This window comes from Streptomyces sp. enrichment culture, assembly GCF_964272895.1.
In the GTDB taxonomy this organism is placed as follows: domain Bacteria; phylum Actinomycetota; class Actinomycetes; order Streptomycetales; family Streptomycetaceae; genus Streptomyces.
This window is the reverse complement of record NZ_OZ186832.1, coordinates 2,191,486-2,214,024: the sequence shown is the minus strand read 5'-3', so window position 1 is coordinate 2,214,024 and position 22,539 is coordinate 2,191,486. Positions and strand designations below refer to the sequence as shown.

Sequence of the window (22,539 nt, the reverse complement as noted above, 5' to 3'; positions counted from 1 at the left end):
CCCCCCACCCCGTCGCAACCGAGTTTCAACGGCGCGGGTGACCGCACGCCCTCAGGGGCGCGGGGAACTGCGCGACCAGCCACCGCCCACCCGGCACCCGGGAACGCGCAGCGACCACCCCCTGCACTCGCCGGAAGGAGCAGGGACCACCCCCTGCACTCGGAATCCGCAGGGACCACCCTGCACCCGCCCGGAACGCGCAGGGACCACCCTGCACCCGTCCGGGACGGGCAGCGACCACCCTGCACCCGCCCGGAACGGGCAGGTCACCACATCGCCGGCGGCGGGGCCGTCAGATGCTCGGCCAGTCGCGACAGACGGTCCCTGAACCCCCGCCGCCCCCGCGGCAGCGGCCCCGCGTTCTCGCCGGCCGCCGCGCTCACCAGGTGCTGCACACTGTCCAGGTCCAGCTCGGCGCCCTCCCGCACCGGCAGGGACTCATGGGCCATGGCCTCGAGCTCGCCGCCCGACCCGAGCGCCAGCACCGTCGCGCCCGCCCGCCGGGCCCCGTGCACCCGTTCCAGCAGCCCCGCGTCCTCGTCCGGCGCCACCACCAGCAGGGTCTCGCCGCGCCCGGCCGCCTCGATGCGCCCCAGGCCGACGGCGAGGTGGGCGGGGTCGCCGGGCCGCGCGGCGTGCCGCACCAGGGTGGGCGCCAGCTCGGGCGTACCCGACCAGGCCGCCTCGTCCACCAGATGCGCGGCCAGATGCCACGGCTCGTACGCCGGTGTGCCCACCAGCAGCAGCCCGCCGCCGTGCGACACCACCGACCCGCGCAGCGCCCCCGCGAACCTGCGGGTGGCGGCCGGCCACTCGGTCCCGGCGAGCACTTCGCGCAGCAGCGCGACCCGTACGGCGTCCATGCGTCCGCATCGTGCCGTAAGCGCCCGCGTCCCGGCGGCCGTTCACCCCGACGTCCCTCGAAGGGGGACGCCGGGGCGCACGTAGAGTCGGTGCCATGACCTCTACCGACAGTGCTGCACAGAAGGCCCCCGCCAAGGACCCCTGGGACCTGCCCGACGTCTCCGGTCTGGTCGTCGGCGTGCTCGGCGGGACCGGCCCCCAGGGCAAGGGCCTGGCCTACCGGCTCGCCCTGGCCGGGCAGAAGGTGATCATCGGCTCGCGGGCCGCCGAGCGCGCGCAGGCCGCCGCCGACGAGCTCGGCCACGGCATCGAGGGCGCCGACAACGCCGAGACCGCCCGGCGCAGCGACATCGTGATCGTCGCCGTGCCGTGGGACGGCCACGCCGAGACCCTTCGGTCGCTGCGCGAGGAACTGGCCGGGAAGCTGGTCGTCGACTGCGTCAACCCGCTCGGCTTCGACAAGAAGGGCGCCTACGCCCTCAAGCCCGAGGAGGGCAGCGCCGCCGAGCAGGCCGCCGCCCTGCTGCCGGACTCCCGCGTCACCGCCGCCTTCCACCATCTGTCGGCCGTCCTCCTCCAGGACCCGGAGATCGAGCGGATCGACACCGACGTCATGGTCCTCGGCGAGCAGCGCGCCGATGTGGAGATCGTCCAGGCCCTCGCCGGCCGCATCCCCGGTATGCGCGGCATCTTCGCCGGGCGGCTGCGCAACGCCCACCAGGTGGAGTCGCTGGTCGCCAACCTGATCTCCGTCAACCGCCGCTACAAGGCGCACGCGGGGCTCCGCGTCACGGACGTATGACCCCATGGGGGACACTGGTGGGCATCAGCAGCACCCGCAGTGTCCCCCGACAGGAGCCGACCGTCATGCCCCGCCTCGCCCTCTACGCCCTGATCGTCTGCCTCCTCGCCACCGCCGCGGCCGTCGTGTCCTTCGTGCAGGGCAGCTGGCTGGGGGTCGTCTGGGTGCTGCTCGCGGGGCTGTCGTCCAACATGACCTGGTACTACATCAAGCGGGCCAAGGTCAGGAAGTCCGTCACGGGCTGACCGAGCAGACCGGCGACGCCTCCCGCCAGAAGCGGTACAGGTCGTAGCCGCAGGCGGTGTCCAGGTCGCTGATCCCGAGGCCGCGCAGGATCGCGTCGATCATGTCGAAGAAGGCGTTGTTCAGCGACGGGATCCACAGCAGCGCGAACACGATCAGCAGGCCGAACGGCGCCAGCGGCTCCACCTGGCGCCGCACGTTGTACGACAGCCACGGCTCGATCACGCCGTAGCCGTCCAGGCCCGGCACCGGCAGGAAGTTGAGAATCGCCGCGGTCACCTGGAGCAGGGCCAGGAACGCCAGCGCGAACCGGAAGTCCTGCGGTACGCCGTCCAGCGCGTCCAGCCAGAACGGGGCCGTGCACACCAGCGCGAACAGGACGTTCGTCAGCGGGCCCGCCGCCGAGATCAGGCTGTGCCGCCAGCGGCCCCTGATCCGGCCGCGCTCGATGAACACCGCGCCGCCCGGCAGACCGATCCCGCCCATGATCACGAACAGCACGGGCAGCACGATGCTCAGCAGCGCGTGCGTGTACTTCAGCGGGTTCAGCGTCAGATAGCCCTTCGCGCCCACCGAGATGTCCCCGCTGTGCAGGGCGGTGCGCGCGTGCGCGTACTCGTGCAGGCACAGCGAGACGATCCACGCCGCCGTCACGAACAGGAACACGGCCACGCCCGGCTGCTCGGCGAAGCCGGTCCAGGTGGCCCAGCCGGTCACCGCCGTGACGGCCGCGATCCCGACGAAGACGGGACTGATGCTCCGGTCACCGGACCGGCGGGTGACGGTGGTCATGGGACGGGCACCTCCGTGCTCGGCGGCTTGGGTGCCCGACCGTACCGGGCGTACCGGGACAACGTCCCGGGAACGGGGCACGGTTCCTGAGAAAGACGCACGACACCCACACCGGACCGACCCCCGCCCCGACCGCACCACACGAACACCGCTTGCCGGCGGCCCGAGACGGGTCCCACCGAAAGCCCCGTCTCCCCGCCGAGCAGGCACGCTGGGTCTCCGGGCGGGCTCGTCGGAGAATCGGGCTCCGGGCCGGGCGGGGGTGCCGGGTGTTCGGGCGGGTTCGCCGGAGAGCCCGGCGTCGTGCCGGGCGGGCCCGCTAGGCCCCCGGCCCGGGCTCGCTGGAAAACCCCATGACCCCGGCCCCTTCCCTCCGGAGAGAATGGGCAGCGTGCGCTACCGCATCCTCGGCACCACTCAGGCCCTGCGTCCCGACGGCTCGGCCGTCCCGGTCGGCGGGGCGCGGCTGCGTGCCCTGCTGACCGTGCTCGCGCTGCGGGCGGGCCGCACGGTGCCCGTGCAGCTGCTCGTGGCGGAGGTGTGGGACGGCGATCCGCCCGCCGACGCGCCCGGCGCGCTGCAGGCGCTGGTGGGACGGCTGCGCCGGACGCTGGGCGCCGACGCGGTCGAGTCGGTGGACGGCGGCTACCGGCTCGCCGCCACCGCCGACGACATCGACCTGCACCGCTTCGACCGGCTCACCGCCGACGGCATCCGCACCCTCGCCGACGGCGACCCCGCCAAGGCGGCCGGCATCCTCGACGACGCCCTGGCCCTGTGGCAGGGCCCCGCTCTCGCCGACCTGCCCGACCGCACCCCCGAGGCCGCCCGCTGGGAGGCCCGGCGCCTGGACGCCCTGCGCGCCCGGCACACCGCCGCCCTCGCCCTCGGCCACGCCGAGCAGGCGCTGCCCGAGCTGACCGCCCTGTGCGACGGCCACCCCCTCGACGAGCCGCTCCAGGCCCTGCGGCTGCGCGCCCTGCGCGACGCGGGCCGCCCGGCCGAGGCGCTGGCCGCCTACGACGACGTACGCCGTCTGCTCGCCGAACGCCTCGGCTCCGACCCCGGCCCCGAGCTGCGCGCCCTGCACGCCGAACTGCTCGCGCCCGGACCCCGTGAGCCCGCCGGGTCCCACGAGCCCGCCCCCGCCCGGCCCGGCAACCTCCGGGCCCGTCTCACCTCCTTCGTCGGGCGCGAGGCCGACATCGAGGCCATCCGCGGCGACCTGGCCGGCTCCCGGCTGGTGACGCTGCTCGGGCCGGGCGGCGCCGGGAAGACCCGGCTGTCGCAGGAGGCCGCCGAGACCCTGAGCGAGGCCCCGCGCGACGGGATCTGGCTGGCCGAGCTCGCCCCCGTGGACGACCCGGACGGCGTGCCGGAGGCCGTGCTCACCGCCGTCGGCGGCCGCGAGACCGTCCTGTACGGCGCCGGCGCCGAGCAGGTCCGCAGCGCCGTCGCCGACCGGCACGACGACCCCCTCGACCGGCTCGTCGAACACTGCGCCCGGCGCCGCATGCTGATCGTCCTCGACAACTGCGAGCACGTCGTGGAGGCCGCCGCCCGGCTGGTCGAGCACCTGCTGGCCAGCTGCCCCGGCCTGACCGTGCTGGCCACCAGCCGCGAGCCGCTCGGCGTACCCGGCGAGGTGCTGCGCCCGGTGGAACCCCTCCCGCAGCCCCACGCGCTGCGGCTGCTCGCCGACCGCGGGGCCGCCGCCCGGCCCGGATTCGCCGTCGACGACGACCCCGAGGCGTGTGCGGAGATCTGCCGCCGCCTCGACGGCCTGCCCCTGGCCATCGAACTCGCCGCCGCCCGGCTGCGCATGCTGACCCCGCGCCAGATCGCCGACCGGCTCGACGACCGCTTCCGCCTGCTGACCTCCGGCAGCCGCACCGTCCTGCCCCGCCAGCAGACCCTGCGCGCCGTCGTCGACTGGTCCTGGGGACTGCTCGACGAACCGGAGAAGGACGTCCTGACCCGGCTGTCGGTGTTCGCGGGCGGCTGCGACCTCGCCGCCGCCGAGGCCGTGTGCGGGCCCGCCGCCCTGGACGCCCTCGGCTCCCTCGTCGACAAGTCCCTGGTCGTGGCCGCCCCTGCGGACGGCGGTGAGATGCGCTACCGGCTCCTGGAGACCGTCGCCGAGTACGCGGGCGAACGGCTCGACGAGTCCGGCCGGCGCACCGAGACCGAGCGCGCGCACCTGACGTACTACCGTGAACTGGCCCGCACCACCGACCCGTTGCTGCGCGGCCCCGGCCAGCTGGAGGCCGTCGCACGGATCCAGCGCGAGTACGAGAACCTGCGCACCGCCCTGCGGCACGCCGTCGCCGCGCGCGACGAGCAGGAGGCGCTGTCCCTGACGCTGTCGCTGGGCTGGTACTGGCAGATGCGCGCCCTGCGGGTCGAGTGCCGCAACTGGTGCGCGGAGGTCATGGCGCTCGGCCCCGACCCCTTCGCCGAGCCGGTGCGGCCGGCCGAGCCGGTCCACCGGCGCTGCACCGCCGAGCCGCCGCCGATGACCGGGGAGGTGCTGGCGGAGGCGTGGCGCGGCGTCCACCTGATGCACCTCGCCTGCATGGACACCGAACTGGACGCCTGGCAGACCCCGCAGGCGCAGCGCAAACTGCGCGCCGTCGCCGAGGTGTACACACCGGGGCTCCCGCAGACCTGCCGCACCCCCGGACTGCTGTCGCTCTACGCCGTGATGCTCTCCGGCGACATGGACCGGGCGGCCGAGGTGCTGGACGCCGCCGTGGAGACCAGCAGACGCACCCCCGGCTTCGAGTGGGAGCTCGCCGCGACCCTCCAGATGCGGGCCAACATCCTCGCCAACCGCCCCGCGAAGGCCGACGCCGCCGCGCGGGACGCGGACGAGTCGCTGGCCATCTACCAGCGGCTCGGCGACGCCTGGGGCACCGCCGAGGCGCTGTCCGCGCGCGCGGAGTCCCATGAACGCAAGGGCGCCCACCTCAGGGCCGCCGCCGACTACGAGGCGGCGATGGAGCACGCCCGGCAGCTCGGCGCCCGCACCCAGCTCGCCATCCTCACCGCCCGGCTGGCCAACGCGCTGCTGGAGGCCGGCGAGGCCGAGCGGGGCGAGCGGCTGCTGTGGGAGGTGCTGGCCGAGGAGGACGGACCGCACAGCGAGGCGATGCCGTTCGCCCGGATCAGCCTGGCCGGATGGCTCAGCATCACCGGCCGCCTCACCGAGGCGCGTGAGCAGCTGGCGCGGCTGCGCGACGACTTCGCCGTCGCCCACTTCGTCGTCTTCGACGCCTACATCCTGGGCCAGGAGGCATGGCTGGACGCCGCCGAGGGCCGCTTCGCCGAGGCGCGGGAGAAGATCCGGCGCGGCCTGCTCCTGGCCGAGGACCCGCTGACCCGGGCCATGACCCCGCAGCTGGTGTCGGCGTACCTCGTCGTCGCCGCCCTCGCGCTGTCCGGCGGCGGCGGGCGCGAGGCCGAGGACGCCGCCCGCTGCCTGGGCGCCGCGCAGGCGCTGCTGCCGCCCGGCTATCTGAACTCCTCCCTGGAGCGCGAGGCCCGCGCGCAGGCCGAGGCCGCGGTGCGGGCCGCGCTGCCCGCCGAGGTCTACGCGTCGGCGTACGCCGAGGGCGGCGGCCTCAGCGCGGAGGAGGCCGCCGCCCTGGTGTGACCCCCCTCGGGTCAGCTCTTGGTGCGGAACTTGTGGATCGCGATGGGCGCCATCACCGCCGTGAGCGCCACCGACCAGGCGAGCGTCACCCACATGTCGTGCGCGACCGGCCCGCCCACCATCAGCCCCCGCGCGGCGTCGGCCAGCGAGGACAGCGGGTTGTAGTCGGTGAATGCCTGCAGCCAGCCCGGCATGGCGTCGGTCGGCGCGAAGATCGACGAGCCGAACTGCAGCGGCATCAGCACCAGGAACCCCATCGCCTGCACCGACTGGGCGTTCGGGAGCATCACCCCGAGGGTGAGGAACACCCACATCAGGGCCGAGCCGAACACCGCCGACAGCAGCACCGCGGCGAGCAGTCCGCTCCAGCTGGTGATGTCGAAGCCCACCAGGACACCGACGACCAGCATGATCACGGTCGCCAGCAGCATGCGCAGCAGCTCGACGCCGATCTTCGCGAAGAGCACCGATCCGCGTCCGATGGGCAGGGAGCGGAAGCGGTCCATCACACCGGAGTTGAAGTCCTCGTTGAACCCGGTGCCGACCGCCATGGCCATGCTCATGCCCATCATGGCCATCATGCCGGGCACCACGTACTGCACGTACTCGTCCTGGCCGCCGCCGAGCGCCTGCCCGATCGAGCCGCCGAAGACGTACACGAACAGCAGGGTGAAGACGATCGGCATCAGGATGGCGTCGAACATCGACTCCGGGTTCTGCCGCACCCACAGGAGATTGCGCCGCACCAGCGCACCGGTGTGCCGCAGGTGCGCCCGCAAGGGGATACGGGCGTCGGCCGGGGCGGCGGTGGCCGCGGTGGCCGGGGGAGCGGTGGTCGCGGTGGTCATACGGTGACCTCCTCACGGGTGTCGGCGGGCACGGTGTCCTGCGGCGCACTGGCACGGTGACCGGTGAGGGACAGGAACACCTCGTCCAGGCTGGGGAGTTCGGTGGTGACGGAGGCGAGGGTGACGCCCCGCGCGGTGATGGCGCCGACGACGGCCGTGAGCTGTTCGTCGCTGAGCACCGGGATCAGCAGGGAGCCCCGCTCCGTGTCCACGGTGGTGGTCGCGAGGCCGGTCATGCCCAGCTCGTCGAGGTGGGCGGCGAGCGGGCGCAGCTGGAGCGGATCGGCGGGCCGCACGCGCAGGGTCCGGCCGCCGACCTTCGCCTTCAGCTCGTCGATGCCGCCCTTGGCGATGACCTTGCCGCGGTCCACCACGGTCAGCTCGGAGGCGAGCTGCTCGGCCTCCTCCATGTACTGGGTGGTCAGCAGCACGGTCACACCGTCGCCGACCATGGCCTTGACCTCGTCCCACACCTCGTTGCGGGTACGGGGGTCCAGTCCCGTCGTCGGCTCGTCCAGGAACAGCACGGCGGGCCGGCCGATCATCGACGCCGCCAGGTCGAGCCGGCGCCGCATACCGCCGGAGTAGGTCGTCGCGGGCCGCTTCGCCGCCTCGGTCAGCGAGAACCGCTCCAGCAGCTCGTCGGCCCGGGCCCGCGCGTCCTTGCGGGACAGGTCGAGCAGCCGCCCGATGAGATACAGGTTCTCCCAGCCCGACAGCTTCTCGTCGACGGAGGCGTACTGTCCGGTCAGCCCGATCACCCGGCGCAGCTGCCGCGGCTGCCGTACGGCGTCGTAGCCGGCCACGGTCGCCCGGCCGGCGTCCGGGGTGATCAGCGTCGACAGGATCCGCACCAGGGTGGTCTTCCCGGCGCCGTTCGGCCCGAGCACCCCCATCACGGTCCCCTCGCGCACGTCCAGATCGACGCCGTCCAGCGCCTTGGTCTCGCCGTAGTGCTTCACCAGCCCCCGCACGCTGACGGCGGCACCCGTTCCGCCGGGCCTCTTCTCGATTCGCGTCATGTGCCAGACGGTGTCAGGGCCCACCGACAAAGCACCGACAGGCCGCCCGCGCCCACCGACAGCCCGCCTACACCCACCGACAGGCCACCGCCCGCGCCCACCGGCAGCCCCGCAGCCACCGGCAGCCCGCACCCGCCGGCACGGCACAGCCCCGCCGACGGGGGAAGATCGACGGGGCTGCGTGGTACCGCAGTGGCTCAGCGGGCGTCAGTGGACGGAGTGCTCCTCCTGCGGGAACGTTCCGCCGACGACGTCCTCGGCGAACGCCTTCACCGCGTCGCCCATGACCTGCCGGAGATCGGCGTACTGCTTGACGAACTTCGGCACGCGCCCGCCGGTCAGCCCGAGCATGTCGGTCCACACCAGCACCTGCGCGTCGGTCTCGGCGCCCGCGCCGATGCCGACCGTCGGGATGTGCAGCGTGCGCGTCACCTCGGCGGCCAGCTCGGCCGGCACCAGCTCAAGCACCACCGCGAAGGCGCCCGCGTCCTGCACGGACTTCGCGTCGCGCAGCAGCTGCTGGGCCGCCTCCTCGCCGCGCCCCTGGACGCGGTAGCCCATGGCGTTGACGGACTGCGGGGTCAGGCCGATGTGCGCCATCACCGGGATGCCGGACTCCACCAGCAGCCGGATCTGCTCGTACGACCGCTCGCCGCCCTCCAGCTTGACCGCCTGGACGCCGGCCTCCTTCACCAGCCGGGTCGCCGAGCGCAGCGCCTGCACCGGGCCCTCCTGGTACGAGCCGAAGGGCAGGTCGCCGACGATCAGCGAGCGCCGGGTGCCGCGCACGACGGCCGCGGACAGCATGGTCATCTCGTCGAGCGTGACCGGCACGGTGGTCTCGTAGCCGAGGTGGCAGTTGCCCGCCGAGTCGCCGACCAGGATCACCGGGATCCCGGCCTCGTCGAAGACGGACGCGGTCATCGCGTCGTAGGCGGTGAGCATGGGCCACTTCTCGCCCCGCTCCTTGGCGAGGGCGATGTCGCGGACGGTGATGCGGCGGGTGCTCTTCCCCCCGTACAGCGCCTTGCTGCCGTCGGAGGACTGCTTCTGCGCGCCGGGCGCGTTCTGGGCAGCCGAAAGCTGCGTCATGGCAACAGCTCCTTACGTCATCTCGAGGCGCCCTGACGGCGTCCCCGGACCACCCCCCATGGTGGCACCTCGCCCCGACGACGGCCAGACCACCCCGGCGAGACACGAAGCACGCTCGACGGGACCCCGAGCCGTACGAATGTGCGCGTTTCGTTACAACGGAAACCGTGGCCACCGGTGGCACCGTCCTGCACGGCAGGAACGGAGCCGATCATCCCCTAGGGTCGTAGGCGGGGGGACGACGGTGTGCACGGCAGGTAGCGAGGCGACGGTATGGCGCAGCAGGCGTACGCAACGGAGACGGACAACGGCGGCTCGGGGCCCGAGCACCGCGGCTCTCGGCTTCGGCGCCTGGCCCACCGGCTGCTGGACGGCTGGCGCGGCGACCCGCGGATCTGGCGGCGGGGCATCGTGGTCGCCGTCCTCGCGGTGCTGCTGGCCCTGGTGATGCTGCTGCACGCGCAGATCCCCAACTCGGTCGGCAACCTGGGCAGCCTGACCGAGACCTTCCTGCCCTGGTTCGGGGTGTTCATCCCGCTTCTGCTGCTGCTCGCCCTGGTCCGCCGGTCGGCCACCGCGCTGATCGCGCTGGTGATCCCGGTGAGCGTGTGGCTGAACCTCTTCGGCGGGCTGCTCACGAACAAGGCGGCCACCGGCGGCGATCTGACGGTGGCCACGCACAACGTGAACGCCGACAACGCCGACCCCGAGGGCACCGCCCGGGCCGTGGCCGCGTCCGGCGCGGACGTGGTGGCCCTGGAGGAGCTGACGGCGGCGGCGGTGCCGGTGTACGAGAAGGCGCTGGCGCCCACGTACAAGTACCACTCGGTGCAGGGCACGGTCGGGCTGTGGAGCAAGTATCCGCTGAGCGGTGTCAAGGCCGTCGACATCAAGCTGGGCTGGACCCGCGCCATGCGGGCCACGGTGGCCGCGCCGGGCGGGCAGGCCGCGGTCTACGTCGCCCATCTGCCCTCGGTCCGGGTGAAGCTGGAGGCCGGGTTCACGGCCCGGCAGCGCGACATCAGTGCCGACGCCCTCGGCGAGGCCATCGCCGACGAGCCGCTGGACCGGGTGATGCTCCTCGGCGACCTCAACGGCACCATGAACGACCGCGCGCTCAACGCCGTCACCGCCCAGATGCGCTCCACGCAGGGCGCGGCGGGCAGCGGCTTCGGCTTCAGCTGGCCGGCGTCCTTCCCGATGGCCCGGATCGACCAGATCATGGTCCGCGGCATCGAGCCGGTGAGTTCCTGGACGCTCCCGGAGACCGGCAGCGACCACCTCCCGGTGGCGGCGCGTCTCCGGCTGGCCTCCTCGGACTGACCGACCGGTACCCCGCCCGGTGCGGGATCGGAATACGTCGCCTGGGAGACTTTGTTCCGTAGCTGAACATACGTAGCTCTGCCCACCAGGCTCACGGAACCGCTCCCGAAAGGCAAAGGCCCCTTCATGCCCCTCGCCCTGCTCGCCCTCGCCGTCGGTGCCTTCGGCATCGGCACGACCGAGTTCGTCATGATGGGCCTGCTGCCCGACGTCGCGGCCGACCTGGACATCTCGCTGCCCGCGGCAGGCCACCTGGTCTCCGCGTACGCGATCGGCGTGGTGATCGGCGCCCCGCTGCTGGCCGCCGTCACCGCCCGCATGGCCCGCCGCACGGTCCTCATCGGCCTGATGGTCCTGTTCGTGGCCGGCAACGCCCTGTCCGCGCTGGCGCCCGGCAACGACGCCCTGCTCGCCGCCCGCTTCCTCAGCGGACTGCCGCACGGCGCCTTCTTCGGCGTCGGCGCCGTCGTCGCCACCGGCCTGGTCGCGCCCGAACGCCGGGCCCGCTCCGTCTCCCTGATGTTCCTCGGCCTCACCGTCGCCAACATCGTCGGCGTCCCCGCCGCCACCCTCATGGGCCAGCACCTCGGCTGGCGGGCGACCTTCCTCGGGGTGAGCGCGATCGGCCTGGCCGCGATCGCCTCGCTGGCCTGGCTGATCCCGCACGACCGCGGGGTCGCCGAGCAGAGCACCGGCCTGCGCGGCGAACTCGCCGCCCTGCGCTCCCTGCCCGTCTGGCTGGCCCTCGGCACGACCGTCGCCGGCTTCGGCGCCCTGTTCGCCGCCTACAGCTACATCACGCCGATGCTCACCGACGCGGCCGGCTACGCCGACACCAGCGTCACCCTGCTGCTCGCCCTGTTCGGCGTCGGCGCGACGGCCGGCAACCTGCTCGGCGGCCGCCTGGCCGACCACGCCATGCGCGCCACGCTCTTCGGCGGACTGGCGTCCCTCGCCGTGGTCCTGGCCGCCTTCCCGCTGCTGATGCGCACCGAGGCGACCGCCGCCCTCGCCGTCGTCCTGCTCGGCACGGCCGCCTTCGTGACCGGCTCCCCGCTCCAGCTGATGGTCATGGAGAAGGCCGCCGCCGCCCCCTCCCTCGCCTCCTCCGCCAACCAGGCCGCGTTCAACCTCGCCAACGCCGGCGGCGCCTGGGCCGGCGGCCTGGCCCTGGCCGCCGGCTTCGGCGTCACCTCCCCGGCCCTCGCCGGCGCGGCCCTGGCGGCCCTGGGCATCGCGGTCGCGGCCGCCGCCTACACCGTCGACCGCCGCCGGGCCGCCTCCCCCGGCGGCCGCCTGGTGGCCGCCTCCCCGGTGCGCGAAACGCAGACGGTACGGGGCTGAGGCCGCCGCTTCCCTGTGGGGGCTGGAGGATCCGGGCCACCGGCGCCCTCGATCCGCCCTGGCGGGAGGGCTGGGGGTGGCCCAGATCCTCCAGCCCCTCCCTCAGGGTGCCGAAAGGGCCTCCGTGGGGGAGAGGCGGGACGCCTGGATCGCCGGGTAGAGGCCGGCGGCTCCGCCGATCAGGAGCGTCGCGGCCAGACCGCCGGCCACCGCCCAGAGCGGTACCACCGCGGGCCAGCCCTGGGTGGCGGCGTAGCCCGCGGTCACCGCGATGCCCAGGAGGACACCGCCGAGCCCGCCCAGCGCGGAAAGCAGCAGCGACTCGGCCAGGAACTGCAGCCGGATCTGGCCCCGGCTCGCCCCCAGCGCCCGGCGCAGCCCGATCTCCGGGCGCCGCTCCAGCACCGAGATCACCATGGTGTTCGCCACCCCGATACCGCCCACCAGCAGCGCCACCGCGCCCAGTCCCAGCAGCAGGGCGCCCAGCGTCTCGTCGGTGGCCCGCTGGGCGGCGAGCGCGTCGGAGGGCCGCGAGACGCGCACCTCGCCCGGCGCCTCAGGGTTGGCGGTGGCGGCGAGCACCGAGCGCACGGCCTCCACGGCCGGCTCGGCCGAGCGGACGTAGACGAAGGTCGGGTGCCCGTCGAAGCCGAGGTGGTGCCGTGCGGCCGGCCAGCCGACCAGCGCGGCCGTGTCCAGCTCACGGGCCAGCGGTACGGGGTCGAGGATCCCGGCGACGCCGAACCACTCGCCGCCCAGCCAGATCCGCACCCCCGGCGTCCGCACGTCCAGCCGCCGCGCGGCCTTGGACCCGAGGACGACCGCCGGATAGCGGGCGGTCGCCGCGTTCAGCCAGCGCCCGGCGCCGACCCGGCCGCCCAGGGTGCGCAGCAGGTCGGCACGGGTCGCCAGCACCTCGATGCTGCCCGTACGCCCGCTGGGCACATGGTCGTTGCGGTACGCGTGCGCCTCGATCCGGCCCACCTCGGAGACCGACCGCACGGGCGCGATCCGGCCGATCATCCGCGCCGACTCCTTCGGCAGCCGGGCGTCGGTGCCGTACATCGTGGAGCCGGGGCTGACGGTCAGCAGATCGGTCCCCAGCCGGTCCAGGGTGCGGTCGAGATCGGCCCGGCTGGAGGACGAGATCCCGACCACCGCGAGCATCGCCGCGATCCCGATCGCGATCCCCACCGCGGACAGGAACACCCTGAGCGGCCGCGCCCGCAGCCCCGCCGCCCCGACCCGCGCCACATCACCGGGCCGCAGCCGCGCATGCGAGGGAGCGGGCCGGTGGGGCACCGCAGGAGTCCGCGTCATGACGCACCGCCTTCCGTACGAGGCACGCCGGGCGTGAGGGCTCCGGTGCCGGCGGCGCCCTCCCCGGCCTCGGTCAGCAGCCCGTCCCGCACATGCACCTGCCGGGGCAGCGCGGACGCGATCTCCCGGTCGTGGGTGATGACGACCACCGTGGTGCCGCTCGCGCACAGATCGCGCAGCAGGTCCAGGACACCGGCCCCGGACGCGGAGTCCAGGTTGCCGGTGGGCTCGTCGGCGAGGAGCAGGGCGGGCTCCCCGACGACCGCGCGGGCGACGGCCACCCGCTGCCGCTCCCCGCCGGACAGCTGGTGGGGAGCGTGCCCGAGCCGGTGCCCGAGCCCCACCCGGGTCAGCGCGGCCTCGGCGGCGGCACGCCGCTCCCGCAGCGGGACACCCGCGTACAGCAGCCCGTCGGCGACGTTGTCCAGCACCGGCACCCCCGCCGCCAGATGGAACTGCTGGAAGACGAAGCCGATCCGCTCCGCCCGCAGCGCCGACAGCTGGCGGTCGGTCAGCCGGGAGACGTCGTGCCCGTCGATGCGCACGGTGCCGGACGAGGGCCGGTCCAGGGTGCCGACGATGTGCAGCAGCGTGGACTTGCCCGAGCCGGACGGGCCGACGATGCCCAGCAGCTCCCCGTACCCGACGGCGAGGTCGACCTCGCGCAGGGCGGTGACTCCGCCGGGGTAGGTCTTGGACACCCCGCGCAGTTCGACGACGTACGCCGACGCGCTCATTCCGGCATCCCCACCCGCGTACCGGCCCTGATGCCCCGTCCGCTCACCTCGACCAGCCCCTCGGCGAACAGCCCCGTCCGCACGGGCACGATGCGGGTACGAGGCCCGGTGCCGTCACCCCCGTCACCCCCGGCGCGCTCGACGACCTCCAGGCCGTAGCCGCCCTCCGCGAGCGCGAGCAGTGCCACCACCGGGACGGCCAGCACGTTCTCCCGCCGCTGCGCGGTGTACCGGATGTCGACCGCACCCGGCCGCGCCCCGCGCAGCGCCCGCTGATCGGCCACCGAGACGGTGACCCGCACGGTGTCACCGCCCTGCGAACCCTGCGACCCCCCGGATTCCTGGGACCCCGACCCTCCGCCCGACGAATCCCCGGAGCCCCCCGACCCCTCGTCGCCCACGCCCGTCACCGTCCCCGCCACCGACCTGCCGTCCGCCAGGACGACCCGCACCCGGGTGCCCCGCACGGCCCACCCCGCCTCGGCCGTCTGCACCTCGGCGGTGACGACCTTGCCGGTGCCGGTGCAGGTCAGCACCTGGGCGGCCGCCGACGCGCCGAGCCGCACCGAGTGCTGGGCGACCCGCAGCCGTCCGGGCCCGTAGATCACCTGGTCCACCGCGACCCGCCCGGTGCGCGGCAGCCCCAGATCGCGCTGCCAGTGCTTGACCGCCGCCGCGGTGAACTTCGTGTACGTCTCGTCGACGGCGAAGCCGGTGTAGCCCAGCGCCGACAGATTGCGCTCGAACTGGAGCACGTCCGGACCCTCGGCGTCCTTGGCCAGCGTCCGGTACATGGGCAGCGTCCCGTACAGCAGGACGACCGGTCTGTCGTCGGCCCGCAGCAGCGCCTCGCCGCGCCCGACGAGGCCGCCGACCGGCGGCAGCCAGGTCACCGTGCCGGTGGCCCGCGAGACGACGGGCGCGGCGGCGCCGTGGTCCAGCCGGCCGGTCAGCGTCGTGGAGTCGGTGAGGGTGCGGCGTACGACCTGGGCGATGGCGGCCGGGGCGCCGCCGGGCGGCGGCGCGGCCGCGGACCCGCCGCCGCCCAGCCCGAGCGCGGCGACGGTCACCGCGCCCGCGGTCACCGCCACCGCCGCCCCGCCGACCAGGAAGCGCCCGCGGCGCCGGCGCCCCGTGGCCTCGGTCATCCGCCGTTCACCGACCCGCCGCCGGACCGCGGGAGGAGATTGCGGCACGCCTCCAGGGCCTTCTGCGCCTGGGGATCGGTCTTGATCCGCCGGGCGAGGTCCTCGCTCAGCTGGGACTCACCGGTCTCCGGATCGGGGTCGGGGTAGGCCGGCAGACCGTTCTCGCGCAGACAGGCCGCGTACGCGCCGCGCCTGTCGAGGTCCTCGGGCGCCAGCCGGGGCGGCGCGGAGGCGGCGGGCTGGAGCGAGCGGCACTTCTCCGTCCCCGACTCGATCTTCTCGATCGAGGTCTTCTCCTTGTCGACCTCGGCGACCCCCTCGGAGTTCTCCTTCATCACCACGCCCTGCCCGCGCATGCACGCGGCCCACTTCTGCGCCTGCTCCTCGTCGTCACCCGGACCGCGCCCGCTCGCCGCCGAACTCTCGGCGCCGGCCACCCCGGGCTCGTCCTCCGACCCGCCGCAGCCGGCCAGTCCGAGGCCGAGCACCAGCAGTGCGACGGCGGTGAGCGATCCGGAGCGGTGCCACCGGGCCAGGCTCTGTCCTGTCATGTCGAGATCTCCCCCGAACTAGGCGTTACCTGCCCGGTGATGACATCCGAGGGTCTGTAAGCCCACTGTCAGGGACGGCGCTTATGACTGTCTTATGGGGACGTGGGCAGCATCCGGACCTGGACCGAGGGGAAGGTGGTCGACGTGCGCGTACTCGTCGTCGAGGACGAGGAGTTGCTCGCCGATGCGATCGCGGAGGGGCTGCGGCGGGAGTCGCTGGCGGTGGACGTCGCCTACGACGGTGCCGCGGCCCTGGAGCGGCTGGGCGTCAACGACTACGACGTCCTCGTCCTGGACCGGGACCTGCCGCGGGTGCACGGCGACGAGGTGTGCCGCACGGTGGTCGAGCAGGGCTACGACACCCGGATCCTGATGCTGACCGTGGCCGGGGAGGTCGCCGACCGGATCGCCGGGCTCTCCCTCGGCGCCGACGACTATCTGCCCAAGCCGTTCGCCTTCGGCGAGCTGGTCGCCCGTGTCCGGGCCCTGGGGCGCCGGGCCCGCCCCGCCTCCCCGCCGGTGCTTTCGCGGGCCGGTATCTCGCTGCACCCCGGTCCGCGGGAGGTCTACCGGGACGGGCGGTATGTGGGCCTGTCCCGCAAGGAGTTCGCCGTACTGGAGGAGCTGCTGCGCGGGGAGGGCAGCGCGGTGAGCACGGAGCAGCTGCTGGAGAAGGCGTGGGACGAGAACATCGACCCGTTCACCAACGTCGTCCGCGTCACCGTGATGACCCTGCGCCGCAAGCTCGGCCCGCCCCAGGTCGTGCAGACCGTCCCCGGCTTCGGGTACCGGATCCCGTGAGCGACGCCGGCCGGGGCCGGCACCCCGGAGTGGCCCCGGCCGCCACGGACCCGCCCAAGCGCACCATCCGGGTCCGGCTGACCCTGCTGTACGGCGGCCTGGTGATGCTGTCCGGGGTCACGCTGCTGGTGGTCACGTACGTCATGCTGGACCGGATCATCGCCACCCAGCCGATCGACATCACCTCGGTGTACCCGCGGCCCGGCGCCACCGCGACGGCTCCCGCACAGCCGCCGGACGCCGGGCCACCACCGACGGCGAAAGCCCCTGCGCCCCCGGCGGCGGGGACCCCGGCGATGCCGACGGCGGGAACCTCCGCGCCGCCGACGGCGGGGACTCCTGCGCCCCCGACGGCCGCAGCCCCCGCGCCCCCGGCGGCCGGAGCCCCCGTCAAGAGTCCTGGCAACGAGGACCTCACCGCGTACAAGGCGCAGGTCAGCGAGGCCGCCCGGCAGCTGCGGGCCGACTTCCGGCAGCGCACGCTGAAACCGCTCGTCGTCGGCGGCTCGGTGGCCCTCGTGCTGTTCGCGGTCGGCGGTCTGCTCACCGGCTGGCTGGTCTCGGGCCGCACCCTGCGCCCGATCAGCCGGATCACCGCGACCGCCCGCAGGGTCGCCGACCGCAGCCTGCACGAGCGCATCGGCCTGACCGGCCCGCGCGACGAACTGCGGGAACTCGCCGACACCTTCGACGACATGCTCGGCCGCCTCGACGCGGCCTTCGAGGGGCAACGGCGCTTCGTGGCGAACGCCTCCCACGAGCTGAAGACGCCGCTGGCGATCAACCGCACGCTGCTGGAGGTGGCGATGGGCCGCCCCGACGCCCCGCCGCAGGTCACTCAGCTCGGCGAGAACCTCCTCGCCGTCAACGCCCGTCACGAGCGGCTGATCGACGCGCTGCTCACCCTCGCCCGCTCCCAGCACACGGTCGCCGACCCGGTGCCCGTCGACCTCTCCGCGATCGTGCGCCGGGTGACGGACCTCGCCCAGCCCGACGCCCGCCGGGCGGCCGTGACCGTGACCGCGCGGACCGCCCCGGCGCCGGTGGCGGGGGACCCGGTGCTGCTGGAACGGCTCGCGCAGAACCTGGTGCACAACGCCGTCCGCTACAACACCGACGGCGGCTGGGTGCGCGTGGTCTGCGGCCGGGCCGAGGCGGGGACCGTCCACCTGACCGTGGACAACAGCGGGCCCGAGGTGGCCGCCTACGAGGTGCCCGCGCTCTTCGAACCGTTCCGCCGGCTCGACGACCGGGTGGGCTCGGCCCAGGGCACCGGTCTGGGCCTGTCCATCGTCCGCTCGGTGGCCCGCGGCCACGGCGGCGAGGCGACCGCGGTGCCGCGCCCCGGCGGCGGGCTCTCGGTCCGGGTGACCCTGCCCGAACGGCCCGGTGACGGCGCGGAAGAATAAATCTGCAGAGCCATAGAATTCGGTTCCGTGCTCCGGGAATCGACGGCGTTTTACTGACGCGCGCTTACTCCTCCCTGTAACCTCCCTGAGCGGGGAAGAAGGATCGGGGGACCGATGGAAGCATCTTACAGATGCGAGACCTGTGCGCTCTTCAGTTTGAATTGTGCCGGGCGGCCGTTCGGTGAGATGTCCGCACTCGAAAGAGTCGCGTTGCTGAGTGAACGCGAGTGGGATGTGTTTCGGCTGTTGTCCCTGGGGTCGTCGAATCGTGACGTCTCCCGCGCTCTCTACATCACCGAGCGTACGGTCAAGGCCCACATAGCCAGCATCGTGGCAAAGCTTCACGTCACCGGCAGATTCCAGGCCGCGCTGGTGTCCTACGTCTACCACGTACAGAACTGTCCCAAGGGCCAATAGCTGGGCCTCGCGGGGATCTGGTGCCATTGCTCTGGCTCCCGGCGTCCCCGGACGGGACGGAACGACGAGGGCAGCGCTCGAATTCTGGAGGAAGAATGGTCCGAACCAATATGGCGCGGCAGCTCCGCCGCGTCGCCGCGACCGGTGCGGCCGTCGCCGCGCTGTGCGGCCTCGGCATGGCGGGCGCCGGCCAGGCGGCCGCCGCCACCCACAAGAACGGCGTCGTCGAGGTCGGTGAGCTGGGGCTCTACTACCTCAGCAACTACGGCACGCCGATCTTCGACCTGTACGTCTCCGACGCGGACTTCAGCAACGACTACTTCCCGGGCACCGGCATCCGGGCGGACAACAACACCGAGTCGGACTGGAACCGCGACACCTACACCTGGTGGGTGTGCACCGGCTACAACTACGGCGGCTCCTGCGGCTACATTCCGCCCGGTGCGTACGGCAACCTGAACTCGACGTACAAGAACACCGTGTCGTCGGCCTACTTCAGCTGACCCGCGCAGGAAACGCCAGAAAGCACCAGGAAACGCCAGGCGATACCGAGTGCCCTGCCCATTGCAGCTGGGCAGGGCACTCGGCTGTCCGATGCTAACCGAGATTCGTGGAGTTCACGATGTCCCTCCACCCTGGCAAACCGTTCGTAAGACCAGCGTTAGTCCGGACCGGGTCGGCAGTGTGCACCGCGGTTCTCGCGATTACCACGCTTATCTCCTGCTCCTCCGGTTCCAGTGAATCGGCACGCAAGGGCAATTCCGAGCCATCGATTCCGGCCATTCCCCGAGTGGTCGCCGCCGCGGGTCTTCGACTTCCGCTCCAGGACTATCTCCTCGCCGACCATGAATTGCGCGAGCTGGACCGGGCCCGGGTCGTCCTCATCGACCGGTGCATGCGCGGCTTCGGATTCTCCTATCCGGTACGGCACCCCACCGCCGACCTCGGCCCGCGCAGCCCCACCGAACGCCGCTACGGCATCACCGACGCCTCGGACGCCGCCGCCCACGGCTACGGCCTCGGCGACCGCGACCCCGCCCGGCAGAAGCCGCCGGAGAAACCGGACCTGGACGCCGACGCCCAGACCGTCCTGTTCGGCAAGGGACGCTCCAGCGTCAAGGGACGCCCGGTACCCGAAGGCGGCTGCGTCACCCAGGCCGACCGCTCCCTCGGCGCGGGCGCCCCCGCCGGCACCGACCCGGGCCTCGCCCAGCAGCTGTCCTTCCAGTCCTTCGACCTCTCCCGGGCCGACTCCCGCGTCCGGCGGGCGACCCGCGCCTGGTCCGCCTGCATGGCCGGACACGGCTACGACTACGCCGATCCGCTCGCCCCCCTCGGCGACCCGGCCCTGTCGGGCGCCACGAGCCCCCGGGCCGTCGCCACCGCCACCACCGACATCCGCTGCAAGAAGGCCACCAACCTGGTCGGCATCTGGTTCGCCGTCGAGTCCGCCTACCAGCGCCGGCTCATCGACGACCACCACGACCGGCTCACGGGCCTCAAGCAGGCCAACACTGCCCGCCTGCGCACGGCCGCACGGCTGACCTGACGGGGCCGGACGGCCGCGACGACGTGCCAGGGCCGTGGACCGCACGGCCGGGACAGGACGCCGGTCCGCGGCGCCCGCACCCGAAAAGACACGGCGGCGCCGGGGCGGGCGAAGGCCCCCGGCGCCGCCGGACACAGCAAGGTGTCAGACCGTCTCGCGCCACCCGTTGGTGATCGGCAGACGGCGGTCCTTGCCGAAGCCCTTCGGGGAGATCTTGGTGCCCGGCGGGTACTGGCGGCGCTTGTACTCGGCGGTGTCCACCATGCGCAGCGTCTTCGTCACCAGCGCGTGGTCGAACCCGGCCGCGACGATCTGGTCGGCGCCCTCGTCGCGGTCGACATAGCGGGCCAGGATCGCGTCGAGGACCGGGTAGTCCGGCAGCGAGTCGGTGTCCACCTGGCCGGGGCGCAGCTCGGCGCTCGGCGGCTTGGTGATCGAGTTCTCCGGGATCGGCGGGGTCTGCCCCCGCTCCTCGGCCGCCCGGTTGCGCCACTGCGCGAGCCGGAAGACCGAGGTCTTGTAGACGTCCTTGATCGGGCCGTAGGCGCCCACCGAGTCGCCGTAGAGCGTGGAGTAGCCGACCGCCAGCTCCGACTTGTTGCCGGGGGCGAGCACGATGTGGCCCTCCTGGTTGGAGATCGCCATCAGCAGCGTGCCGCGCAGCCGGGACTGGAGGTTCTCCTCCGCCAGGCCGCTGAGCCCGAGGGAGCCCATGTACGCGTCGAACATCGGCTCGATCGGCACCGTACGGAAGTTCAGTCCGGTGCGCCGGGCCAGCTCGGCCGCGTCGCCCTTGGAGTGCTCGGAGGAGTACTTCGACGGCATCGACACGCCGTACACGTTCTCCGCGCCCACCGCGTCGCAGGCGATCGCGGCGACCAGGGCGGAGTCGATGCCGCCGGACAGCCCGATCAGCACCGACCGGAAGCCGTTCTTCTGGACGTACGCCCGCAGGCCCACGACCAGCGCCGAGTAGACCTCCTCGTCGTCGTCGAGGCGGTCGGCGTAGGCCCCGGTGTGCTGCGGCTCGTAGGCGGGCAGCGGCTCCTCGGAGAGCACCACGCGGTCGATGCGCAGCCCGTCGTCCACCACGCCCGTGGGCGCGTCGGCGGCGGCCGCGGGAAGCTCCAGGTCCAGGACCACGCAGCCCTCGGAGAACTGCGGCGCCCGCGCGATCACCTCGCCGGAGGCGTCGACGACGATCGAGTCGCCGTCGAAGACCAGCTCGTCCTGGCCGCCCACCATCGCCAGATAGGCGGTGGTGCAGCCGGCCTCCTGGGCGCGCTTGCGCACCAGCTCCAGCCGGGTGTCGTCCTTGTCCCGCTCGTACGGCGAGGCGTTGATCGACAGCAGCAGGCCCGCCCCCGCGGAGCGCGCCGCCGGTACCCGGCCGCCGTCCTGCCACAGGTCCTCGCAGATCGCGAGCGCCACGTCCACGCCGTGCACCCGCAGCACCGGCATGGTGTCGCCGGGCACGAAGTAGCGGAACTCGTCGAAGACGCCGTAGTTCGGCAGGTGGTGCTTGGCGTAGGCGAGGACCACCTCGCCGCGGTGCAGCACCGCGGCCGCGTTCTGCGGGGCGCCGGCCGGCTGGCCGAAGCGGGGCTGGGCGTGCTCGCTGCGGTCGAGATAGCCGACGACCACCGGCAGCTCCCCGAAGCCCTCCTCGGCGAGCCGCGCCGCGAGGGACCGCAGGGCCGCGCGGGATGCCTCCACGAAGGAGGAGCGCAGCGCCAGGTCCTCCACCGGGTAGCCGGTCAGCACCATCTCCGGGAACGCCACCAGGTGCGCTCCCTGCTCGGCGGAGTGCCGGGTCCAGCGGAGGATCGTCTCGGTGTTCCCGGCGAGGTCACCGACGCGCGAGTCGATCTGGTTCAGGGCGAGGCGAAGTTGAGGCACGCCCTCAGTGTAATCGTCAAAACGACGCGATGGGGGTGCGGGCGGGTGTGGCCCGCCCCACCTACGCCTGGGAGAGGCACCCCTACGCCTGGGGAGAGGCGCGCCTACGCCCGGGGAGAGGCGCCCCGCTCCCGCATCATCCGGGCCATCAGGTCGATCTCCGACTGCTGCGCGTCGACCATCCCCTGCGCCAGCTGCTTCTCCACGCCGACCGTGCAGCGCTCCACGCACCCCTCGGCCATATGGATGCCGCCCTTGTGGTGGTCGGTCATCAGCCGCAGGAAGTAGATCTCGGCCTGGCGCCCGCTGAGCCTGCCCAGCTTCTCCATCTCGGCGTCCGTGGCCATGCCCGGCATCAGCGAGCCCTCGCCCTCGGAGGGCATGTCGCCCATGTCCATCCAGGACATCACCGGGTCCGCCGACACCTTCGGCAGGCCCCACATGTCCAGCCAGCCCAGCAGCATGCCGCGCTGGTTGGCCTGCGTCTGGGCGATGTCGTAGGCGAGGCGCCGCACCTCTTCGTCCTCGGTGCGGTCGCGCACGATGTACGACATCTCCACGGCCTGCTGATGGTGCACCGCCATGTCCCGGGCGAACCCGGCGTCGGCGGAGTCCGCGGACGGCGTGGCGCTGGACCCGCCGTCCCCGGCGACCGCGTAGGTCAGCGCGCCGACCGCGACCAGCGCCGCGGCCGCGGTCCCGGTGATCCACCCGGCCTGCATA

21 protein-coding genes are annotated in these 22,539 nt (G+C 73.5%); 10 read left to right on the top strand and 11 right to left on the bottom strand.

Annotated features, from left to right (window positions below; translation table 11 throughout):
• Positions 1-266: 266 nt before the first annotated feature.
• Positions 267-863: a hypothetical protein gene (locus ACSU6M_RS10025; protein WP_437068855.1), complete on the bottom strand. Its 597-nt coding sequence runs from the start codon at positions 861-863 to the stop codon at positions 267-269.
• 95 nt (positions 864-958) lie between these two features.
• Between ACSU6M_RS10025 and npdG the strand changes: the two genes are divergently transcribed.
• Positions 959-1,666 carry an NADPH-dependent F420 reductase gene (gene npdG / locus ACSU6M_RS10020; RefSeq protein ID WP_437068853.1) on the top strand — a complete coding sequence of 236 codons (708 nt, stop codon included), beginning with the start codon at positions 959-961 and terminating at the stop codon, positions 1,664-1,666.
• 65 nt (positions 1,667-1,731) lie between these two features.
• The gene (locus ACSU6M_RS10015; RefSeq protein WP_437068851.1) at positions 1,732-1,911 is read left to right on the top strand and encodes a hypothetical protein; all 180 of its coding nucleotides are present in this window, start codon (positions 1,732-1,734) and stop codon (positions 1,909-1,911) included.
• On the opposite strand, the gene ACSU6M_RS10010 is transcribed toward ACSU6M_RS10015, so the two are convergent.
• On the bottom strand, positions 1,901-2,701 hold the full coding sequence (locus ACSU6M_RS10010) for a site-2 protease family protein (RefSeq protein ID WP_437068849.1): 801 nt from the start codon (positions 2,699-2,701) through the stop codon (positions 1,901-1,903). The two genes, ACSU6M_RS10015 and ACSU6M_RS10010, sit on opposite strands and share 11 nt — an antisense overlap.
• A 382-nt stretch (positions 2,702-3,083) precedes the next feature.
• Here ACSU6M_RS10010 and ACSU6M_RS10005 point away from each other — a divergent pair, with 382 nt between their 5' ends.
• Positions 3,084-6,356, top strand: coding sequence for a BTAD domain-containing putative transcriptional regulator (locus ACSU6M_RS10005; RefSeq protein ID WP_437068847.1), 3,273 nt, complete (start codon positions 3,084-3,086; stop codon positions 6,354-6,356).
• An 11-nt stretch (positions 6,357-6,367) separates the two neighbouring features.
• Here ACSU6M_RS10005 and ACSU6M_RS10000 read toward each other — a convergent pair whose 3' ends face one another.
• The 3 genes from ACSU6M_RS10000 to panB form a co-directional block, all read right to left on the bottom strand.
• Positions 6,368-7,204, bottom strand: coding sequence for an ABC transporter permease (locus ACSU6M_RS10000; protein ID WP_437068845.1), 837 nt, complete (start codon positions 7,202-7,204; stop codon positions 6,368-6,370).
• Positions 7,201-8,226, bottom strand: a complete 1,026-nt coding sequence (locus ACSU6M_RS09995) for an ATP-binding cassette domain-containing protein (RefSeq protein WP_437068843.1) — start codon at positions 8,224-8,226, stop codon at positions 7,201-7,203. Before ACSU6M_RS09995 ends, ACSU6M_RS10000 begins: the two co-directional genes overlap by 4 nt.
• A 207-nt stretch (positions 8,227-8,433) precedes the next feature.
• Entirely contained in the window at positions 8,434-9,318 is an 885-nt protein-coding gene (gene panB / locus ACSU6M_RS09990) for a 3-methyl-2-oxobutanoate hydroxymethyltransferase (protein ID WP_437068841.1), read from the bottom strand.
• A gap of 273 nt (positions 9,319-9,591) precedes the next feature.
• Between panB and ACSU6M_RS09985 the strand changes: the two genes are divergently transcribed.
• Positions 9,592-10,641, top strand: coding sequence for an endonuclease/exonuclease/phosphatase family protein (locus ACSU6M_RS09985; RefSeq protein WP_437068840.1), 1,050 nt, complete (start codon positions 9,592-9,594; stop codon positions 10,639-10,641).
• 126 nt (positions 10,642-10,767) lie between these two features.
• Entirely contained in the window at positions 10,768-11,985 is a 1,218-nt protein-coding gene (locus tag ACSU6M_RS09980) for an MFS transporter (protein ID WP_437068838.1), read from the top strand.
• 102 nt (positions 11,986-12,087) lie between these two features.
• Here the strand turns inward: ACSU6M_RS09980 and ACSU6M_RS09975 are convergent, their stop codons facing one another.
• The 4 genes from ACSU6M_RS09975 to ACSU6M_RS09960 are packed head-to-tail and all read right to left on the bottom strand — an operon-like array spanning position 12,088 to position 15,741.
• Positions 12,088-13,305 carry an ABC transporter permease gene (locus tag ACSU6M_RS09975; RefSeq protein ID WP_437068837.1) on the bottom strand — a complete coding sequence of 406 codons (1,218 nt, stop codon included), beginning with the start codon at positions 13,303-13,305 and terminating at the stop codon, positions 12,088-12,090.
• Entirely contained in the window at positions 13,302-14,042 is a 741-nt protein-coding gene (locus tag ACSU6M_RS09970) for an ABC transporter ATP-binding protein (RefSeq protein WP_437068835.1), read from the bottom strand. The genes ACSU6M_RS09975 and ACSU6M_RS09970 overlap by 4 nt, the downstream gene beginning before the upstream one ends.
• A complete protein-coding gene (locus ACSU6M_RS09965; RefSeq protein ID WP_437068833.1) occupies positions 14,039-15,190 on the bottom strand; it encodes a peptidoglycan-binding domain-containing protein in 1,152 nt (383 codons plus the stop codon). Before ACSU6M_RS09965 ends, ACSU6M_RS09970 begins: the two co-directional genes overlap by 4 nt.
• Complete coding sequence (locus ACSU6M_RS09960; RefSeq protein ID WP_437068831.1) at positions 15,187-15,741, bottom strand: hypothetical protein; 555 nt, start codon at positions 15,739-15,741, stop codon at positions 15,187-15,189. Before ACSU6M_RS09960 ends, ACSU6M_RS09965 begins: the two co-directional genes overlap by 4 nt.
• Before the next feature lie 144 nt (positions 15,742-15,885).
• Here ACSU6M_RS09960 and ACSU6M_RS09955 point away from each other — a divergent pair, with 144 nt between their 5' ends.
• The 5 genes from ACSU6M_RS09955 to ACSU6M_RS09935 all read left to right on the top strand — a co-directional run bounded on the left by ACSU6M_RS09955 (position 15,886) and on the right by ACSU6M_RS09935 (position 19,917).
• Positions 15,886-16,542 (top strand): response regulator transcription factor, encoded by a 657-nt coding sequence (locus ACSU6M_RS09955; RefSeq protein ID WP_437075084.1) that lies wholly within the window; start codon positions 15,886-15,888, stop codon positions 16,540-16,542.
• Complete coding sequence (locus ACSU6M_RS09950) at positions 16,539-17,951, top strand: sensor histidine kinase (RefSeq protein WP_437068830.1); 1,413 nt, start codon at positions 16,539-16,541, stop codon at positions 17,949-17,951. Before ACSU6M_RS09955 ends, ACSU6M_RS09950 begins: the two co-directional genes overlap by 4 nt.
• Positions 17,952-18,065: 114 nt before the next feature.
• The gene (locus tag ACSU6M_RS09945; RefSeq protein ID WP_437068829.1) at positions 18,066-18,368 is read left to right on the top strand and encodes a response regulator transcription factor; all 303 of its coding nucleotides are present in this window, start codon (positions 18,066-18,068) and stop codon (positions 18,366-18,368) included.
• Positions 18,369-18,463: 95 nt separating this feature from the next.
• Complete coding sequence (locus ACSU6M_RS09940) at positions 18,464-18,871, top strand: hypothetical protein (protein ID WP_437068828.1); 408 nt, start codon at positions 18,464-18,466, stop codon at positions 18,869-18,871.
• A gap of 287 nt (positions 18,872-19,158) precedes the next feature.
• Entirely contained in the window at positions 19,159-19,917 is a 759-nt protein-coding gene (locus ACSU6M_RS09935; protein ID WP_437068827.1) for a hypothetical protein, read from the top strand.
• Between the two features lie 144 nt (positions 19,918-20,061).
• On the opposite strand, the gene ACSU6M_RS09930 is transcribed toward ACSU6M_RS09935, so the two are convergent.
• Both ACSU6M_RS09930 and ACSU6M_RS09925 read right to left on the bottom strand, forming a co-directional pair.
• Entirely contained in the window at positions 20,062-21,816 is a 1,755-nt protein-coding gene (locus ACSU6M_RS09930) for an NAD+ synthase (protein WP_437068826.1), read from the bottom strand.
• Between the two features lie 104 nt (positions 21,817-21,920).
• On the bottom strand, positions 21,921-22,538 hold the full coding sequence (locus ACSU6M_RS09925; RefSeq protein WP_437068824.1) for a DUF305 domain-containing protein: 618 nt from the start codon (positions 22,536-22,538) through the stop codon (positions 21,921-21,923).
• Between the last annotated feature and the right edge of the window lies 1 nt (position 22,539).